At 39.7% G+C, this 17,835-nt stretch carries 26 protein-coding genes; 12 read left to right on the top strand and 14 right to left on the bottom strand.

Annotated features, from left to right (window positions below; translation table 11 throughout):
- Positions 1-14: 14 nt before the first annotated feature.
- The 3 genes from ABYD77_RS03155 to ABYD77_RS03145 are packed head-to-tail and all read left to right on the top strand — an operon-like array spanning position 15 to position 1,956.
- A complete protein-coding gene (locus ABYD77_RS03155; RefSeq protein ID WP_372766926.1) occupies positions 15-569 on the top strand; it encodes an elongation factor P hydroxylase in 555 nt (184 codons plus the stop codon).
- Entirely contained in the window at positions 553-1,680 is a 1,128-nt protein-coding gene (locus tag ABYD77_RS03150; RefSeq protein WP_372766924.1) for an ATP-NAD kinase family protein, read from the top strand. Before ABYD77_RS03155 ends, ABYD77_RS03150 begins: the two co-directional genes overlap by 17 nt.
- Positions 1,681-1,956 (top strand): YfcL family protein, encoded by a 276-nt coding sequence (locus tag ABYD77_RS03145; RefSeq protein WP_372766922.1) that lies wholly within the window; start codon positions 1,681-1,683, stop codon positions 1,954-1,956. It begins immediately after the preceding gene.
- Positions 1,957-2,048: 92 nt separating this feature from the next.
- Here ABYD77_RS03145 and ABYD77_RS03140 read toward each other — a convergent pair whose 3' ends face one another.
- The 3 genes from ABYD77_RS03140 to ABYD77_RS03130 form a co-directional block, all read right to left on the bottom strand.
- On the bottom strand, positions 2,049-2,315 hold the full coding sequence (locus tag ABYD77_RS03140) for a GrxA family glutaredoxin (protein ID WP_010560676.1): 267 nt from the start codon (positions 2,313-2,315) through the stop codon (positions 2,049-2,051).
- A 127-nt stretch (positions 2,316-2,442) separates the two neighbouring features.
- A complete protein-coding gene (gene ppiC, locus ABYD77_RS03135) occupies positions 2,443-2,721 on the bottom strand; it encodes a peptidylprolyl isomerase PpiC (RefSeq protein WP_372766920.1) in 279 nt (92 codons plus the stop codon).
- Positions 2,722-2,778: 57 nt separating this feature from the next.
- A complete protein-coding gene (locus tag ABYD77_RS03130; RefSeq protein ID WP_372766918.1) occupies positions 2,779-3,210 on the bottom strand; it encodes a TlpA family protein disulfide reductase in 432 nt (143 codons plus the stop codon).
- A 279-nt stretch (positions 3,211-3,489) separates the two neighbouring features.
- Between ABYD77_RS03130 and ABYD77_RS03125 the strand changes: the two genes are divergently transcribed.
- Positions 3,490-3,939, top strand: coding sequence for an Hsp20 family protein (locus ABYD77_RS03125; protein WP_372766916.1), 450 nt, complete (start codon positions 3,490-3,492; stop codon positions 3,937-3,939).
- A 69-nt stretch (positions 3,940-4,008) separates the two neighbouring features.
- Here ABYD77_RS03125 and ABYD77_RS03120 read toward each other — a convergent pair whose 3' ends face one another.
- From ABYD77_RS03120 to ABYD77_RS03105, 4 genes are read right to left on the bottom strand one after another with little or no spacing between them, the layout of a single operon-like run.
- Positions 4,009-4,941 carry a biotin-dependent carboxyltransferase family protein gene (locus ABYD77_RS03120; RefSeq protein WP_372766914.1) on the bottom strand — a complete coding sequence of 311 codons (933 nt, stop codon included), beginning with the start codon at positions 4,939-4,941 and terminating at the stop codon, positions 4,009-4,011.
- Positions 4,934-5,626 carry a 5-oxoprolinase subunit PxpB gene (gene pxpB / locus ABYD77_RS03115; RefSeq protein ID WP_372766912.1) on the bottom strand — a complete coding sequence of 231 codons (693 nt, stop codon included), beginning with the start codon at positions 5,624-5,626 and terminating at the stop codon, positions 4,934-4,936. Before pxpB ends, ABYD77_RS03120 begins: the two co-directional genes overlap by 8 nt.
- On the bottom strand, positions 5,619-6,353 hold the full coding sequence (locus ABYD77_RS03110) for a 5-oxoprolinase subunit PxpA (RefSeq protein ID WP_372766910.1): 735 nt from the start codon (positions 6,351-6,353) through the stop codon (positions 5,619-5,621). Before ABYD77_RS03110 ends, pxpB begins: the two co-directional genes overlap by 8 nt.
- Before the next feature lie 3 nt (positions 6,354-6,356).
- Positions 6,357-7,091 (bottom strand): TrmH family RNA methyltransferase, encoded by a 735-nt coding sequence (locus ABYD77_RS03105; protein WP_372766908.1) that lies wholly within the window; start codon positions 7,089-7,091, stop codon positions 6,357-6,359.
- A 163-nt stretch (positions 7,092-7,254) separates the two neighbouring features.
- On the opposite strand from ABYD77_RS03105, the gene ABYD77_RS03100 reads away from it, so the two are divergent.
- The gene (locus ABYD77_RS03100) at positions 7,255-7,575 is read left to right on the top strand and encodes a ComEA family DNA-binding protein (RefSeq protein WP_372766906.1); all 321 of its coding nucleotides are present in this window, start codon (positions 7,255-7,257) and stop codon (positions 7,573-7,575) included.
- Positions 7,576-7,607: 32 nt separating this feature from the next.
- Here the strand turns inward: ABYD77_RS03100 and ABYD77_RS03095 are convergent, their stop codons facing one another.
- Positions 7,608-7,910, bottom strand: coding sequence for a DUF6170 family protein (locus ABYD77_RS03095; RefSeq protein WP_372766904.1), 303 nt, complete (start codon positions 7,908-7,910; stop codon positions 7,608-7,610).
- 1 nt (position 7,911) lies between these two features.
- Positions 7,912-8,436 (bottom strand): disulfide bond formation protein DsbB, encoded by a 525-nt coding sequence (gene dsbB / locus ABYD77_RS03090; RefSeq protein ID WP_372766902.1) that lies wholly within the window; start codon positions 8,434-8,436, stop codon positions 7,912-7,914.
- Between the two features lie 271 nt (positions 8,437-8,707).
- Here dsbB and fadR point away from each other — a divergent pair, with 271 nt between their 5' ends.
- Positions 8,708-9,430, top strand: coding sequence for a fatty acid metabolism transcriptional regulator FadR (fadR, locus tag ABYD77_RS03085; RefSeq protein ID WP_274763237.1), 723 nt, complete (start codon positions 8,708-8,710; stop codon positions 9,428-9,430).
- A 355-nt stretch (positions 9,431-9,785) separates the two neighbouring features.
- Positions 9,786-10,391: a peroxiredoxin C gene (locus ABYD77_RS03080; protein ID WP_274763238.1), complete on the top strand. Its 606-nt coding sequence runs from the start codon at positions 9,786-9,788 to the stop codon at positions 10,389-10,391.
- An 86-nt stretch (positions 10,392-10,477) separates the two neighbouring features.
- Here the strand turns inward: ABYD77_RS03080 and ABYD77_RS03075 are convergent, their stop codons facing one another.
- Positions 10,478-11,143, bottom strand: a complete 666-nt coding sequence (locus ABYD77_RS03075; protein ID WP_372766899.1) for an OmpW family protein — start codon at positions 11,141-11,143, stop codon at positions 10,478-10,480.
- 155 nt (positions 11,144-11,298) lie between these two features.
- On the opposite strand from ABYD77_RS03075, the gene ABYD77_RS03070 reads away from it, so the two are divergent.
- Together ABYD77_RS03070 and ABYD77_RS03065 are read left to right on the top strand one after the other, a co-directional pair.
- A complete protein-coding gene (locus tag ABYD77_RS03070; protein ID WP_372766897.1) occupies positions 11,299-12,216 on the top strand; it encodes a 2-hydroxyacid dehydrogenase in 918 nt (305 codons plus the stop codon).
- Positions 12,217-12,614: 398 nt separating this feature from the next.
- The gene (locus ABYD77_RS03065) at positions 12,615-12,737 is read left to right on the top strand and encodes a hypothetical protein (protein ID WP_372766895.1); all 123 of its coding nucleotides are present in this window, start codon (positions 12,615-12,617) and stop codon (positions 12,735-12,737) included.
- Between the two features lie 14 nt (positions 12,738-12,751).
- Here the strand turns inward: ABYD77_RS03065 and smrA are convergent, their stop codons facing one another.
- The 3 genes from smrA to ABYD77_RS03050 form a co-directional block, all read right to left on the bottom strand.
- Positions 12,752-13,327, bottom strand: coding sequence for a DNA endonuclease SmrA (smrA, locus tag ABYD77_RS03060; protein ID WP_372766893.1), 576 nt, complete (start codon positions 13,325-13,327; stop codon positions 12,752-12,754).
- Positions 13,328-13,376: 49 nt separating this feature from the next.
- Entirely contained in the window at positions 13,377-13,616 is a 240-nt protein-coding gene (locus ABYD77_RS03055; RefSeq protein ID WP_372766891.1) for a hypothetical protein, read from the bottom strand.
- A 93-nt stretch (positions 13,617-13,709) separates the two neighbouring features.
- A complete protein-coding gene (locus ABYD77_RS03050) occupies positions 13,710-14,168 on the bottom strand; it encodes a hypothetical protein (RefSeq protein ID WP_372766889.1) in 459 nt (152 codons plus the stop codon).
- Between the two features lie 99 nt (positions 14,169-14,267).
- Here ABYD77_RS03050 and ABYD77_RS03045 point away from each other — a divergent pair, with 99 nt between their 5' ends.
- A complete protein-coding gene (locus tag ABYD77_RS03045; RefSeq protein ID WP_372766887.1) occupies positions 14,268-14,648 on the top strand; it encodes a response regulator in 381 nt (126 codons plus the stop codon).
- Positions 14,649-14,720: 72 nt separating this feature from the next.
- On the opposite strand, the gene rpsT is transcribed toward ABYD77_RS03045, so the two are convergent.
- Complete coding sequence (gene rpsT / locus ABYD77_RS03040; protein WP_372766886.1) at positions 14,721-14,981, bottom strand: 30S ribosomal protein S20; 261 nt, start codon at positions 14,979-14,981, stop codon at positions 14,721-14,723.
- Positions 14,982-15,269: 288 nt separating this feature from the next.
- On the opposite strand from rpsT, the gene murJ reads away from it, so the two are divergent.
- Both murJ and ribF read left to right on the top strand, forming a co-directional pair.
- Positions 15,270-16,832, top strand: coding sequence for a murein biosynthesis integral membrane protein MurJ (murJ, locus tag ABYD77_RS03035; RefSeq protein WP_372766884.1), 1,563 nt, complete (start codon positions 15,270-15,272; stop codon positions 16,830-16,832).
- Between the two features lie 73 nt (positions 16,833-16,905).
- The gene (gene ribF / locus ABYD77_RS03030; protein WP_372766882.1) at positions 16,906-17,832 is read left to right on the top strand and encodes a bifunctional riboflavin kinase/FAD synthetase; all 927 of its coding nucleotides are present in this window, start codon (positions 16,906-16,908) and stop codon (positions 17,830-17,832) included.
- Positions 17,833-17,835: the final 3 nt, after the last annotated feature.

The raw sequence follows: 17,835 nt of genomic DNA, 5'->3' as shown, positions 1-17,835 counted from the left end.
CTGTACCTATCGTTATGCATCGTTATCAAGATTTAATTTCCATCTTTAATGGCTGTTTTGAGCGCACACTAAACACGCGTCTAGTGAAAGGCGATGGCGAGCCGATTTATCTGCCTGCAGATGACATTACAGCATTTCATCGTATTGAATTTGCCCATGGCTATTATGCCAGTGGACTTCATGAAGTGGCGCATTGGTTAGTGGCAGGTGAAGCTAGACGCTTATTAGAAGATTACGGTTACTGGTATTGCCCAGATGGGCGTGATGTAGCGCAGCAAGCCGAATTTGAAAAAGTGGAAGTGCATCCACAAGCCATTGAATGGGCACTTAGTGTAGCAGCTGGCTTTAATTTTAATGTCTCAGCAGATAACTTAAACGGCGCACAAACGTGTCGCTTTGCATTTCAGCGTAAGGTTTACGAAAAGGTATGTGAGTTACTTGAGAGCGGGTTTAATAAGCGTACGGAAACCTTAATTAAGGCATTATGTGATTTTTATCACACACCATACCCATTAACACGCGCACAATTTACTTGGCAGGATGAATTAATCAATGATGAAGCAGTTTAAACTCGGTCTTATAATCAACCCTGTTGCTGGTTTAGGTGGCAGTGTTGGCCTAAAAGGCAGTGATAATGTCACTGAAGAGGCGCTTGCCCTTGGTGCAGAGCCAAAATCGCATAAACGCACCCAAGCGGCACTTGAAGTGCTTTTACCGTATAAAGAACAGATCCAAATATTTACCCCAAGTGGCAAAATGGGTCAAACCCTTGCTGAAGAGATGGGATTTAGTACCGAAGTTGTGTTGACAGTAGGTGAGAGCACATCACCTGCTGATACCGAGCTAACGGTTAAAACCTTAATTGAACAAGGCGTTGATTTAATTTTATTTGCTGGTGGTGATGGTACAGCGCGCAATGTTTGCAGTGCGGTAAGCGATAATACAACCGTACTCGGTATCCCTGCTGGTTGTAAAATTCATTCTGGCGTTTATGCGATTACCCCAAAAGCAGCAGGACGTGTTGTTGAAATGCTGATAAACGGCGAGCTAGTTACGCTTTCTGATGCTGATGTAATGGATATCGATGAATCGGCATTTCGTGAAGGGGTAGTTAAAGCCAAACGCTATGGTGAAATGCAGGTGCCAAGCGAATTGCGCTATGTGCAAGCCGTTAAAAGTGGTGGTAAAGAAACGGATGAGTTAGTGCTTGCTGACTTATCGGCCTATGTTGTGTCAGAGATGGAAGATGACGAATATTATGTAATGGGCTCAGGCTCTACCGTTGCTGCAATTATGGATGAAATGGGGCTTGAAAACACCTTACTCGGTGTCGATGTTGTGCTCGACCAAGACGTAATTGCTGCGGATTGCACCGCACAGCAGTTAATCGATTTAACCAAGGGTAAGCCGACAAAAATTGTGATTACCTTAATTGGTGGGCAAGGTCATATTTTTGGCCGTGGTAATCAGCAGCTCAGCCCAGAACTTATTCGCCAAGTAGGCAAAGAAAATATTATTGTGGTTGCAACTAAACGCAAACTGCAAGCGCTTAATGGCCGTCCGCTTATTTGTGACACAGGCGACAGCGTGTTAGATGACGAACTATCAGGTTTTATAAAAGTGGTAACTGGATACAACGATCATGTGATGTATGCAGTGGGCCTTGAAGAGGAAAAATAAATGCAATTTTTAGTGTATGTTGATAAGGCCAATGAGTTCTTTGATAAACTAGTTGAAACAGCGACCGATGATGAATTGTTCGCAAGTGGTTACTTACGAGGACACTTTGATTTGCAAGTAGGTTACGCACAAGTTGAAGGTGATGATTTAAGTGGTGATGAGTTAAATGAAAAAATCGAAAAATCACTGGTTAAAGCGTATCGCAATGGTGAACTAACCGATGAAGACCGCGATCATGTAGTTGCAATTTGGGAAAAAGTAAAAGAACTTGTTTAAGTATTTTGTGCATTTTCAAAATTAAAAAAAGCAGCCAATGGCTGCTTTTTTACTTTTTAAACACATAAGTTTAAACACATTAGTGTTGATAATTACTCAGCGTATAAGCCTAAGTGCTCTTTTGCGTATGCTTCAAAATCAGTGAAGCCGCCAATGTGTTTTTGATCTAAAAAGATTTGAGGTACTGTTTCACATGGCTTGCCAGCTGATTTTTCTAAATCCGCTTTTGATACGCCTTCTTTAATAATATCTACGTAACGGAATTTAAAATCATCACGTTCTTGGGTTAAACGCTCTGCTAACTCTTTTGCACGAACACAAAATGGGCAGCCATCACGGCCAAAAATTACTGTAAACATGATTCTTTCCTTTTTAAATTTAATGAAGCCATTGTGTCAGCGAAAAACGTATTTGTGAAATTGATTAACTCAATCGCATCATTCGCAAATAACGATGGGTGGTTTTAAATAAACTATTATTAGAGAATTAAGTACGGTAAACCGTTTTAATTAAGTGATAACCAAATTTTGTTTTTACAGGGCCGTGAACTTCAAATAATGGCTTTTTAAAAACCACATCATCAAATGCTTCTACCATATCGCCTTTATTAAATTCACCCAAGTCGCCACCGCGTTTGCGCGACGGGCACGTTGAATATTGCTTGGCTAGCTTGTTAAAGTCAGCCCCTTTTTTCAGCTTTTCTTTTAATTCTAAACAGAGTTTTTCAGTATTAACTAAGATGTGATACGCGCAAGCTTTAGGCATTGTACTCTCGAATGCAAATTAAGGTACGCGTATTTTAATGGCTAGACGCTATTTTGTCTAAAAGCTGCGAGCTCTTAGGCCTAATTCTGTGGAATAACCCATCGACTTGGCAATAATTTTTAAATCTTCTGAAATCACATAATAAGTGGGAAACGCAGAAATTTTATAATTACTTGCGGTGTGACTATCGGCTAATAACACCGGCATGCTAAGTGATAAGTCGTCTACAAATGCTTCAACCTGTTGTTTGCTATCAAAGTCAGTGGCAATGGCTATGGCATTGATATTGCCATTTTTAGCCAGTTTATCGAGGTTTGGCATGCTTAGTTTGCATACGGTGCACCAAGGGGCAAAAAAATAAACCACCGTTTGTTGGTTTTGTAGCGATTTAATGGAAACTCGCTCGCCGGTTTCAAGTATCTCTAAATTAAAATAGGGCGCAGGCTGGTCGTTACTGAGTAAGTTTCTCTGCTGAAAAGTAGTGATCACAAAAAAAATCACTGAAAAAAATAAAATATTTGAAATGATGCTTTTTATTTTTAATTTCATAGGGTTGAAGTGTTCTCTAAAGGTGAAGAACAGGTAGTTAATTAAAAAAATTTAAATTAATACCTTGAAAAAGAATTTAGCCACCACATATCTAATTATGAAGACGCCATAAGGGTTTTCTATTCAGGTAACAAATTGAATTGCCTGACTTTATTTAAGACTTGTCCGCTTTAGGAGAGTCGTTTTTAAGACAATTATCGCTTTATGAGGATATATACTATGCGTAATTTAGATCTATCTCCACTTTATCGTTCTTTCATCGGTTTTGATCACTTAGCTCAAATGATGGATAACGCGAGCCGCAATACCAAACAATCAAATTTTCCGCCGTACAATATTGAGCTTTTAGGTGAAAATGACTATCAAATCACCATGGCTGTTGCAGGCTTTTTAGAATCTGAGTTAACCATTGAAACAGAGAAAAACACGCTAAAAGTATCGGGCGTAAAAGCAGAAAAAGAGTCGCAAGCTGAGCGTAAATTTATTCATCAAGGCATTGCTGAGCGAAACTTTGAGCACAAATTCCAGTTAGGTGATCATGTTAAAGTTGTTGGCGCAAATTTAGAAAACGGTTTATTGAACATTACTTTGCTTCGTGAAATTCCAGAAGCGCATAAACCACGTAAAATTACCATTAACTCACCACAAGCTTTACTTGAAGAAGCATAAACTTTAAAACAGATTTCCCAACCACAAAAAGCGCCGTAAGGCGCTTTTTTAGTTTTATAGCAATTCCTTTTAGGATTGCTTTAAAGCATCGAGCGCACCTTGTAATTTGACTTGGGCGAGGTGATTAAGGTTTTGCGCTTTTTCAATGCTAATCGCATTAAATGCCACTTCATCACCCGCGCGCTTTTGTAATAAGTTTGCACAATCTAATGCAGTGACTGAACCTAGTTTCGGATAGCCGCCAATGGTTTGGCGATCATTTAAAAGTACTATGGGTTGGCCATCGGCAGGGACTTGTATGGCACCTAGGTTAATGCCTTCAGAAAAGCGCGCACCGGCTGGGCTTTCTAATGCTGCGCCTTGTAAACGATAACCCATGCGGTCACTTTGCCCGGTTACGGTATAACTTGAACTTAAAAAGCGGTTTATATCAGCCGTTGAAAATTCATGATGTTGCAACGCAAGCACCATATTAAGCGGTGTGTGTTGGCAATAGCTAGGTATTAAGTTAGCAGGCAACCTCTTTTGCTCTGTAAAACGAGGTGCTTGCTGTTTTATCAGTGTGTTAGCTTCAATTTTGCAGCCAAGCCCTTCACGCATGACGGTACTAACACTTGTAAAATGCGACTGCGCCTTGATAGCACCTGAAATTGCAAGCGTGTGCCTCAATCCAATGTGGGGCGTTGCAATTTCAATTACATCGCCACGTGCGACTTGAATACTTTGCCAAAGTGCCTGGCTTTTATTGTTAATCGTAAACCCGACATTTGGCCCTGTGAGTGCAATCGTAATTGGCACAAGTACTTCCGCGCGAAAGCCGCCAAGCGTTAATTCAAGTGCTGGGCTATTAATTGTGTTGCCGACAAGGGCATTGGCAACTGTAAAGACATACGAGTCGTGGCATCCACCGGTGGTAAGGCCTAAATGGTTTTGCCCGAGCCGCCCCAAATCTTGAACACAACAATATAGCCCAGGATTTATCACTTTGAGTACGCTAGTCAATGTGACCTCCTAAGCGAATAAATTCGTTTCGCTCAATAGGTATAAACTTCACGCTATCACCAATATTAAAAGGCACAGGTGGCGTATTTTCAGCATCAAACAGTGAAATAGGGCAGTTACCAACAAGATTCCAACCCCCCGGAGAAGCGGCTGGATAAACCGCAGTTTGCCTATCAGCAATGGCAACTGAGCCTTTTGCGACTTTTTTACGGGGAGTTGCAAGGCGTGGAGTGGCAAGTATTGGGTTTACTTCACCTAAAAAAGCAAAACCAGGAGCAAAACCAATGGCAAATACACTGTAAATTTGCTCGCTGTGGTATTTGATAATATCAGTTACAGTCAGATTTTTTGCTTTTGCCATGGCGTTTAGATCAGCACCTACTTCGCTATGGTAATAGGCGGGTAACTCGATTTGTTTTACTGAAAATGCAGTATCGTTTAGCTGGATAAGTATGCTTTTAATTTTTTGCTTTATTGATAAGTGATCAATACTAAGGCTTTGGTAAGTAACTAACGCACTAGTGTAGGAAATGGTCACATCAACAATTAATTCACCCAATGATGCCTTTAAAGCGTGCGAAAAGGCCGCGAGCTTCTGCGTTTGCTCGCTTGAAATAATATCACTGAAGTAAACTAATGCGGCATTTTCGCTCGCATCAATGATACGGTATTTGGGGTTAGCCATGTTCTGCAAGCAGCTGCTTTATTTTGGTAATTTGAGCGATAGCACTTGGGTTATCACCGTGTACACATAGCGAGTCGCATTGCAGTGTTAACTTGCTGCCATCACGAGTGGTAACCGTGCCAAATTGCTTTAACTCACTCACTTGCTCAAGTAACTTAGTTTCATCGTGCACCGCACCCGCAAGATTACGTGATACCAACGAACCATCTGGGTTGTATTGCCTATCAGCGAAGACTTCAAACAGTAATTCAATGCCGGCGCGCCTCGCGATTTTAATAGCTTGGCTGTTATCGACTTTACTTAGCACCATTAGCTTTAACTCACAGGGGTAACTTGCGACTGCCTGTGCAATGGTGGTAAGTAACTCAGAGTTCACCATCATATCGTTATAAAGTGCGCCGTGCGGCTTTACATAGCTAAGGTTAAGGCCTTGTACTTTTGCCATGCCTTCAAGCGTTGCGATTTGATAGTGCAATAAATTGGTAAGCTCGGTAGTAGATAGTTGTATGCTTCGCCTGCCGAAACCTTGTCTATCGGGGTAACTTGGGTGAGCACCAATCTCTACATTATGAATTTTCGCTAGATTCAGTGTGTGTGCCATCACATTTGGGTCACTGGCGTGGAAGCCACAAGCGATATTGGCCATATCAATTACTGCCATGGCTTGTTCGTCACAACCTAGCGAGTATTGGCCAAAACTTTCGCCTAAATCGCAATTGAGTTTCATGGTTTATCCTTGGCAGCGCTTAATGTTATCGAGAATAATGCCGCTCGCCATAGCAACATTGAGCGATTCAGCCTGGCCAAACGCAGGAATGGTTATTTTTTTACTAATCACACTGGCAATATGCTCGCGAATACCGTGTGATTCGCTGCCCATCACTAAAATTAAGTTGCTTTCAAACTGGGTTGAGTGAATGTTTTCACCGCCTAAGTAGGCGCCATAGACAGGACGGGTTTGCTTACTAAAGTAGTCACTTAATTCAGTTTGGATAATGTTGACGCGGGTAAAGCTGCCCATCGTCGCGCTGATCACTTTTGGATTATACGGGTCTGCACAATCAGGGCTTAAAATCAGTTCCTTAATGCCATACCAGTCGGCCACGCGAATAATAGTGCCTAAATTGCCTGGGTCGGCTATGCCATCAAGTACAATGGAGATACCTTGACTATTTGGCTTACTTTGTTCTGGAGTTTCAACAATAGCAATGGCGGCATTATTACTCACTAAAGTACTTGCTTTAGCAAGCTCCTCTTCTTCGCACGAGATTATGTTGAGGCCATTTAATTTTGATGCGTGCTTTTCGCAAAAAATTGGTGTAGCAAAAAGCTGTTCAATGACTAAATCGCTATTTAGTAATTCGAGTACGTTTTTTTCACCTTGCACTAAAAATAAATTTTGTAACTTGCGCTGTTTTTTTTGAGATAACGCACGTAATTGTTTTAGCTGGTTTTTAGAGATCATACTGTACCCTTCTTAAATCTTACAAAATTATATCATTCATCGCTTGAGGCGGAAGAGTTTTGACAATAAGAATTTTTAGCCTATACCTAAAAGTGTAAGGCAAATGCTTTATATCTCTCACAAACGTTCAAATGGTTTGAACACTTACGCAAAGGAGCGCGTTATGAAATTACTCTCACTGCCAGTACTTGGCGCACTATCTTTAATTGTATCTTCAACGCTTTTACCTGTTTCAGCAGCACCCAAAGAGGTAAGCCCTGCAGATACAAAAGTTTCACAACTTGTAACAAGTGAACTAATAAATTTAAACACAGCGAATGCTAAGGAGTTGGCAACTTTACCGGGCATAGGTGAGTCTCGGGCGCTGCGTATTATTAATTACCGTGAACAAAACGGGAAGATAAAGTCACTTGAGCAGTTGTCAGAAATAAAAGGGTTTGGGGAACGCTCAATTGCTAAATTGAAAGGGCGAGTCGTTTTTTAACATTGATAAAATTAAAAGGGGCATTTGCCCCTTTATTCGTTGTTAGCTTCAAGCTCTTTTCGTGCATTTGCCAAAAGTGGCTTAATGAACATAAGTGTCAATGGTGTGGTGATTAATGGGTAGCATATACCCACAATCAACAAATATAACAGCAACCACCAAGATTCAATATTTGCTAGCAATAAAAATATTGGTGTTAAGCAAGCAATTTTAACAACGTTTAACGTTATCTTTTTTCCAGCAGGTAAATTTGCAACTGCTTTGTGAATTACTTCTTGTCGTTGTTTAACTGATAAACCGTTTAGTTCTGAAATATTCTTTGTCGAGAAATACATATTAAATCTTTTTAGCGAAAAGTAATCGTGTGATTAACACTACAAATAATACTACGCTTGCAATCGCAAAGATCACTTGCATCCAGCCTGGCATACTTAGTCCTAGGAATTGCCAGCTGATATTGCCGCAATCACCCGTAACCTCAAAAAACCATGGCATCCATTGATGCAGTGGTAAAAACTCAGGGAAATTTGGCTCAAAGGCACAACCTGCAAAGGCAAATGGGTCGGTATTATTTTGCATAGCGATATGCTCGGCTGCAATTAAATAACCCCAGATTGCTGAGATAGCCCAAAGTGCAAATCCGATAACACGAGCAAAAACATTTTGCGGTTTAATGGCACCCGCAATACCAGCAAATAATAAACCCAGCATCGCGGTACGTTGGTAAATACACATTACGCATGGCCCTAAATCCATAGCATATTGGAAAAAAAGTGCAGCGCCTTCAAGGATAAGCGCGATGCCTGCCAATAAAAGCCAAGGTAAGCGCTGTTCAGGCCAGTAAGCAAGTTTTGATAACATAGGCGTTACTAATTATTTGTTAATTATGGGGCACACTATAAAAAAAACGTGACTGCTTCGCACGAATTTTCGATGGAATTTTGTAAAACCGCGTAAATATAAGGGTTAGCGAGATTTTTAAGTTGTAAAATGCGTTACAAACATTAACAGAGCTGTGGTAAAAACAGTTTACAGACTATTTTATCTTATGCATTTATTTGCTTGTGCAAACAATCGCATCTGGTACAATCAGTTTGATTAAAAAAGCATTACAAGAACGACTGGACACTTCATGAGAATTTTTAAAGCCAAAAGCCCTGCGGGATTTGCTGAGGAATATATAGTTGAATCGATTTGGAACGGCGAATTTGCGCCAGGTTCAATTTTACCAGCAGAGCGAGAGCTTTCAGAGCTTATAGGTGTAACACGTACAACTTTACGTGAAGTGCTGCAGCGTTTGGCACGAGATGGCTGGTTGACAATTCAACACGGTAAGCCAACACGTGTTAATAACTATTGGGAAACCTCAGGCCTTAATATTCTTGAAACGCTTGCAAAATTAGACTCAACTAAAGTACCAGAGTTGATTGATCAGCTGCTTTCAGCGCGTACCAATATTAGTGCAATTTATACGCGTTCAGCGATTAAAACAAATCCGGATAAAGTAATCGAAACCTTAACTCGTGCTGATGATTTAGCCGACACAGCTGAAGCGTTTGCAGATTACGACTACCGCATGCACCACGAACTGGCATTTGCCTGTGGTAACCCAATTTATGTACTAACGTTAAATGGTTTTAAAGGCTTTTACGCGCGTATAGCGCGCCATTATTTCGCCGATGAGCGCACGCGAAAGTTAGCGCTGAAGTTTTTTGCAGAGTTAAAAGCATTAGCTGAGCAAAATAAATTTGATGAGTCTATTTTCTTAGTGCGTAAATACGGTTTAGAGTCTGGCGCATTGTGGCAAGAAATTAGAGAAACTATGCCAGAAGATATTATGGAGCAAGATGCGTAACTCACTGAAATCGTATCTTACGAAAGCCAGCATAATTTGCTGGCTTTTTTGTTTTTAATGCTGAAATGGCGTACTTAGCAATTTTTGCCTTTCGTGGCAAAGCGTTGTGTAGCGAAGGCTACGATTGATAAAAATAGAACTAACTATTTTGCTATTAGTATCACAATCGTTTTTATCGAATGGCCTTATCGTTTTAATTGATTATCTTTAAGTGAACTGATTCGTTACACTTTCTTAAGTTAAAAATAAAAACCAAGCCCACTTGGTTTTTTTTATTTAGGCATTATATTTATTGCCAGAGATGATGCTAAATCATCACAACTGGATATTTCATTATAAATAATTGGAGAAAATAATGGGCGTATTAGTAGGCCGCAAGGCACCAGACTTTACAGCTGCAGCAGTTTTAGGCAACGGTGAAATCGTAGATAGCTACAACTTACACGAAGCAATTAAAGGTAAAAAAGCAGTTGTTTTCTTTTACCCATTAGACTTTACTTTTGTATGTCCTTCAGAGCTAATCGCTTTTGACAAGCGTTTCGAAGAATTCCAAAAGCGTGGCGTTGAAGTTATCGGTGTTTCTATCGATTCTCAATTCTCACACAACGCATGGCGTAACACGCCAGTTAACGAAGGCGGTATTGGTCCAGTTAAATACGCACTAGTTGCTGACGTTAAGCACGAAATCTGTAAAGCATACGACGTAGAGCACCCAGAAGCTGGCGTTGCTTTCCGTGGTTCTTTCCTAATCGATGAAGAAGGCAACGTACGTCACCAAGTAGTTAACGATTTACCACTTGGTCGTAACATCGACGAAATGCTACGTATGGTCGACGCACTAGCATTCCACACTGAGCACGGTGAAGTATGCCCAGCAGGTTGGGAAGAAGGTAAAAAAGGTATGGACGCAAGCCCAGCTGGCGTTGCTGCTTTCCTTTCTGAAAACGAAGGCGACCTATAAGTCTTATTCGTTGAGCTGTTTTAATTAACTGCTTTTCAATGATAAAAAATCCGGCAATTGCCGGATTTTTTATCATTTAATTCTGATTAGAATTTGTATTTAGCGCCAAGCATAAATACGAATGGGTCGATTGCTACATCAGATGTAAGAGCTTTTTGACCATTTGCAAATACTTCAGCTTCGGTATCAATGTCGATATAAGAAGCCATTACGTGAACACCCCATTTTTCATTGATCATGTAGTTTGCACCAACTTGACCAGCCAATCCAAATGAATTTGATAGCTTAAGTTCAACATCGTCAGTACCAAGAACTGCTTTAAGGTCTGCACCTGCTTCGCTATCGAAGAAGATTGTGTAGTTAACACCTGCACCCACGAATGCACGGAATTTATCACCAGCGCTACCAAAGTGGTACTGCGCAAATAGTGATGGTGGTAAGTGTTTGGTTGAACCGATGTTTGTGCCACCGATAGCTAAATCACCAATTGTACCTTCACCAGAAATATCGTGGCTAAATGGTGTTGCAGCTACTAACTCTATTACCCAGTTATCATTAATTGCATAGTCAAATGTAATACCTAACTGAGTGTTGCTATCAACAGAAACCCCCGCTGTTGGGATTTCATTTAGGTAGCTTGTCCCACTATCAGGATTTACATTGATTGCACCTACGTTAACGCTAAGGTTGGCCATTGCTGGTGCTGCTAAAAGACCTGAAGTAAATAGTGCTGTAGTTAGTAATTTTTTCATCGATAATCTCCCGAATCATCTTTTGTTTTGATGTGGCTATTATCGGTAGCTAAGAAAATTAAAAGCTGTTCTAGATCAAGTTTTGATAGTCAAAAGGTACCCAGTCACATTAGAATTTGATTTAGATTAAGTTTTTGGCCAAGTTGAGTTCATTTATGAGTATCTTATTAGTAATTCCCAACCGTAATCTCGAAAAACTCATTGCTAAATTGCAAAATTTATTACCAAACACCGCAATTGAAGTATGGCCAAATGTAAAAGAACCGCAGGGCGTTGAATATATTGTGGCTTGGCAACCCCCCAAAGGATCCTTAGCACCTTATACAAATTGTAAAGCAATCGCTTCTTTTGGCGCAGGTGTCGACAGCATATTACAGTATGATGGGCTACCTGACGTACCGATTACCCGCATAGTGGATGAAAATCTTGCAAAAGATATGAGCCGCTATGTGCTTACCCATATATTGGCGTATCAGCACCATTTAGGAACTTATTTTACACAGCAAAAACAATCTGAATGGAAACCTAGAAGAGCTCTTTCAGGTAATAAAGTAACTATTTTGGGTGCGGGACAGTTAGGTTCAGCGTGTGCGAATTTATTACACATCAATGGTTTTGATGTTTCAGTATGGTCACGAACGAAAAAGTCGTTATCAAACATTCAGTGTTATGGCAGTGATCAATTAACCGACGCGATACAAGATGCAGACTATATTGTGTGCCTATTACCAGCAACAAAAGAAACAACACACTTTATTAATCATGACTTTTTAGCTAAAGCAAAAGAAGGAGTTGTTCTGATTAATGTTGCACGGGGCAATATCGTTGAAGAGCTAAGTTTGTTAAAAGCATTGAGTATGAATCATGTGGCGCATGCAATTTTAGACGTGTTTAGCGTCGAGCCATTACCTAAGACTCATGCATATTGGCAGCATGCTTGTGTGACAATTACACCGCATTGTTCTGCTTTGAGTAATGTGGATACAGTAACTCAGCAGCTGTGTGACAACTATTTGAGACTAATGCAAAATCAACCTTTGTTGAATGTAGTTAATAAAGACCTAGGTTATTAGGGGCTGTTGACCTTTCAAGTTTATTTTTGCAGCAGTTTGATTGGGTTTTATACAAGGCAGAGGCTGCGTGGCATAGTTATTCTATGTGAGCCAGCCGATAACACAGTAGAAAAGCCAATCAAGCGCTGCCGAACGGTTCTTTTGAGCGCACTTTTCTCATTGTTGCTCGATATTCGCTTAGATTGCTAGGCCACACATCGAGCGCCGCGATAAAAGCACGCTCAAAGAGAACAAAAATAGAACATCAAAGATCAACAGACCCTAAAAATACTGGTTGTAAAACCAGCACTTTAATGGGTTGTTAAAATTTGTAAATTGTTTAGAATGAGTATTCAGTACAGATTATGTACTAAAAAACAATAATAAAAATACATTTTGGGGGAGTTATGCACCGCGCAATGACAAAAGGCATCAAACTAAGCTCAGTCGCTTTATTGGTTGCTTTTTTAGGAGTGAGTGCTTGGTTCACTCAGGCTGATGAAGCCGTAAACCAAACTACAGTAGTAACAAATGCAGAATAAGGCTCAATTGAGCCTTATTTTTTTGCGTGAATTTCTCTATTAGCTAATTTAGCTTGCTCATTTTTACTCAGCAACACATAAACCGCGCCATAGCCACCATGGTGGGTTTGCGCGGTATGAAAGCCAAGAACAAATGGGAAATTTACTAACCAAGCGTTAACATAGCTTTTTAATTTGGCTGGTTGCTCAGTATTCTCTTTGCCAACGCCGTGTTTTATCAGTACCACGCGGATGTTTCTGCGATGGCACAAAGTGAGTTCACTTATTAATGTATTTTGTGCTTCTTTTATTGATAGACCTTGCAGCTCTATTTTTGCATCAATATCGTATTTGGCTAACCGCAGATTTTTAAATACACCAGCTTGTAATCCTGGTGACTTAAAGCTGATATAGTCATCAGGTGCAATAAAAGTAACTTGTGTATTCTTTAACGCATCATTGAGCAGACTTACTTGTTTGCTACTTTGTTGCTTGTAGAAATTATCAAGAGCGTTTTTGGCGTTATTACTAGCGGTTGTTATTGCATCTTGCTTTAACGGTGTAACATCAGCCATTTGCTGAAGGAAGAGATCAGAGTCTGAATTAGACATGGCATGGCCCCGAAAATTACGAAATCATGCCTCTATTGTATCTTTATGCTTAGCTCTGTTCTAGCTGATACTGGGTATAAACTTTAAAAAGGTAAAAGGCATTAATCAAAATAAGAGTGATATTTGATAAATGCTGTTGCGGATCTGTTGTCATACTTTGCATTGCGAAAAGTGATACAAGCGATATCACAGCAAAAAGCTTAATGACCTTAGTATTACTAATAAAAAAAGCACCAATACATAAAGCGAGAATAACAAGATTTGTTGATAAAAAGATTAAGTGTTCCACTTGGTGCCTCCGATAATTCTAAGTGGTGAGAATTATCGGAGCATTTTGTGTTTTCTTCAAACGAGAAAATCTGTCATTTTCAAATAAAAAAAACTAATCTGAAATAAGGTGAGATATAACAGAAATAAAGCCTTCTTGTTTAACTATTTGATATTTATGACACCCTACATTTTGATTAATGTTATCGCATAAATAGATCTTGCCTTGCTCAATGTCGCCAGCAAGTGTTAAATCAGAATCTAAAATAGTTGCTGGTAAGCCTAAAAAACCAGGCCAATAAATACTGGTACCAACCACATTAAGCTTTTGATAAGAGATCATTTGTGGTTTTGGGATGATAAGTGCGGCAAATGCAACAAAGGCAATGGTGATCCAAACTACTTTTTTTGATTTACTGGCTTTTGTTTTGGCATAAGATTGAGATGTCGCTTGCTGATTAGCGACAGTACTTGTTTGACGTTGAGCGGTTACTTGTTGAGTTGCTCGCTGTTTTACTTTTTTCTTGTTTTTTGAGTCGCCCATGAGCGACTGGCGCTTAATTTTAATAGACATATGTATAAATTCGTTTGACAATAGTGTCATTAATTTGTGATCTGAATTATAAGTATATAAGTTTAACATTATAATTCATTAATAAATACGGGACGATTTATGAGTGGTGAACATGCTATTTTAATAGTAGACGATGTAGGGACAGTGAGAAATTTTCTTCACCAAACATTAATTCACTTTGGTTTAGTAAATATCGATGAAGCTTCGACAGCCCAAGCATGCTTAGAACAAATTAAAAATAAGCAGTATGACGTAATATTTTTAGATATTGAATTACCAGATGGTGATGGCAAAGAATTGATTAAAGAAATCAACGTGATATCGCCTGAGGCAAGTGTTGTTATGGTATCGGCACATTCTACAGTTGAAAATGTGAAAGATGCGATTGAACGAGGCGCAAAGGGTTTCGTGGTTAAGCCGTTTTCACCAAAAAAGATTGCGGGTATTTTGAAAAAATTAATGCCGGAACTTGCGATTTAAGTATTAACTCGAATTCTAGGTATAAAAAAACCGGTGTTAACCGGTTTTTTTATTTGCAAAATAAAGTACTAATTAAAGCGCTTTAATTTTTGCAGCAAGACGGCTCTTGTGACGAGCTGCTTTGTTCTTGTGAATTAGACCTTTAGTTGCGTAACGGTCTAAAACTGGAACTACTTTTTCGAAAGCTGCTTGTGCGCTTTCTTTGTTACCCGCTTCGATTTCAGCAACTACTTTCTTGAAGAAAGTACGCATCATTGAACGACGGCTTGCGTTGTGCTGACGACGCTTTTCGCTCGTAATAGCACGTTTTTTTGCAGACTTGATGTTAGCCAAGGTTTGCTCCTAACAATCTTAAAATAAGCTTAATTTAAAGGCCGAGGAATATGCCAATATAAAGTGCAAAAGTCAATTACTTTTGTACTTTTGTTTAGCTTAAAAGCTGTACTGGCTTGCCTCAACCGAACAAGTGGCGGGAGTATATCAAATAAGCACTTATTAATACTAGTACTTAACAAGATAAATTATCGCTACAAAGTGAATACCTCTGTGTCATCGTTGTAGCAGTTTGTGGCATACTGAGGAACTGAATTTACTTTATGTCTTAAAAATATAGGTGGGACAGTGGCGAAAGGCCTATTTCGATCTGGCATGGTTGTGAGTTTCATGACCTTTTTATCACGTATTTTAGGATTAGTACGTGATGCTGTAACCGCACATTTACTTGGCGCGGGTGCTGCTGCCGATATCTTCTTATTTGCTAATAAAATTCCTAATTTCTTACGCCGATTATTTGCAGAAGGAGCGTTTGCGCAAGCGTTTGTACCCGTATTGACCGAGGTGAAAGAAAAAGACGGTGATAATGGCGTACGTTTATTTGTGGCACAAGCCGCAGGTACGCTTGGTACGGTTTTATTAATTGTCACTATTTTAGGTGTTATTGGTTCAGGTGTTGTGGCGGCGATATTTGCGCCAGGTTGGTACAATGAATACCTAGCAGGCGGAGATGAAGGGTTTAAGTATGAACTTTTTAGCCAAATGCTTAAACTGACTTTTCCGTATTTATTTTTTGTCAGCCTAGTTGCGCTTTCTGGCGCGGTGCTAAATGTTTATAACCAGTTTTCAGTCGCTGCATTTACGCCTGTGTTGTTAAACATTTCTATCATCTTTTGTGCGTATTATTTTCACGATAAATTTGAATTTGGAGCGTTTGCGATGGCGCTTGGCGTATTTGTTGGCGGCGCAGTGCAACTGTTGTTTCAATTGCCATTTTTACGAAAAAACAAGGTGCTGGTAAAACCCAAATTTGCTTGGCGCGATAAAAACGTAAAAAAAGTGCGTACGTTAATGTTGCCCGCGATGTTTGGTGTATCCGTAAGCCAAATTAATTTATTGCTCGATACTGTGATTGCTTCATTTCTAGTTACTGGCTCTGTCGCTTGGCTTTATTACTCTGACCGTTTAATCGAATTTCCACTTGGCTTGTTTGGCATTGGTATCGCAACGGTTATTTTGCCAACCTTGTCTAAATTACATGTAAATGATGACCCACGACAATTTCAGGCGACTGTGGATTGGGGGGTAAGATTTGTTATCTGGCTCGGAATACCTGCCTGTTTTGGTTTGATTGCGTTAGCTCCTGTCATTATTAATGTGTTATTTGGCCATGGCGAATTTATGGCAAGTGGTAATCATGTAGATAAAGTGGCAATGGGCGTAACTGCTTATGCTACTGGCCTTTTAAGTTTTATGTTAATTAAAGTGCTAGCACCTGCTTTTTACGCAAAACAAAATACCAAAACACCTGCCAAAATTGGTGTTGCGGCAATGGTGTTAAATATGGCGTTTAATTTAATGCTAGCGCCTATTTTTGGTTATTTAGGGTTGGCGCTTGCCACATCGCTCTCAGCAACCTGTAACGCAATTTTACTTTATTATTTTTTACAAAAACAGCAGGTTTACCGCGTATCAAAAGACACTATTTGGTTTTTTATTAAATGCCTTATTTCAAGTGTTTTGATGTTTGTTGCTGTGTATCAATTACAAGACTATTTTGTTTGGCAACAGCAAGGATTTACAAAGCAAGTGTTACTGTTGAGTGGATTTATTGCATCTGCTGTCGTTGTTTATTTTGCACTCTTGTTATTAATGGGTGTGCGATTCAGACAAATAAAAAATATTAACTGATAATCGAGTAAAAAAAGTCTATAATCGGGCGCTTAAATTTGAATTCACTTTTTTTGAGGTTTCTTAGTACGTAATGGAGTTAATCCGCGGTATACACAATATAAGGCCGAAACACAAAGGCTGTGTATTAACTATTGGTAATTTTGATGGTGTGCATTTAGGGCATCAGGCGGTTATCAAGGGGCTAATCCAAGATGCAAAGGAGTATCAATTACCAAGTACGGTAATGATTTTTGAACCTCAACCTCAAGAATATTTCAGAAAAGGTGATGCGCCAGCGCGATTAACGCGTTTGCGAGATAAATTGGCATTGCTATCTAAGCTTGGTGTAGAACGTGTGATCTGCATTAAGTTTAATGAAGCCTTTGCAAATCAATCTGCAGCAGAATTTGTTGAGCACATTTTAGTTGAAAAACTGGGCGTAACTGCGCTTACCGTAGGTGATGATTTCCGTTTTGGTAAAGGCCGTACGGGTAACTACGAGATGTTGCAAACAAGCGGTGCTCAATATGGTTTTAAAGTCAAAAGTACAGCAAGCTTACGCCAACAAGATTGTCGTGTTAGCAGTACTGCAATTCGCATCGCACTGAGTAATGGCGAAATTGCACTGGCAAATGAAATGCTTAGCAGACCATACAGCGTGATTGGCAAAGTGGCACATGGTTGGAAAAAAGGGCGTGAGCTTGGTTTTCCAACTGCGAATATTCCGCTTAAGCGACAAGTGAGTCCGCTAAGTGGTGTTTACTGTGTTCAAGTCACAGTGGCAAACAAGATTTATTATGGGGTTGCCAATATAGGTATTAAACCTACCTTTAACGGCAAGCGCACCCTTTTAGAAGCGCACCTATTTGGTTTTAATCGTGACCTTTATGGTCAGATTATCGAAGTAGCACCTGTGCATAAACTTCGAGATGAAAAAAAGTTTGATAGCTTTTCAGAGTTAACAGCACAAATTGCTTGTGATGTTGAAGCTGCAAAAGCCTATTTTGATTTAATTTAGTAG

Origin of the sequence: Pseudoalteromonas sp., assembly GCF_041629635.1 — a bacterium.
Classification (GTDB): domain Bacteria; phylum Pseudomonadota; class Gammaproteobacteria; order Enterobacterales; family Alteromonadaceae; genus Pseudoalteromonas.
Note: the sequence above shows the minus strand (reverse complement) of the source record. Positions and strands in the feature narration are given on the sequence as shown.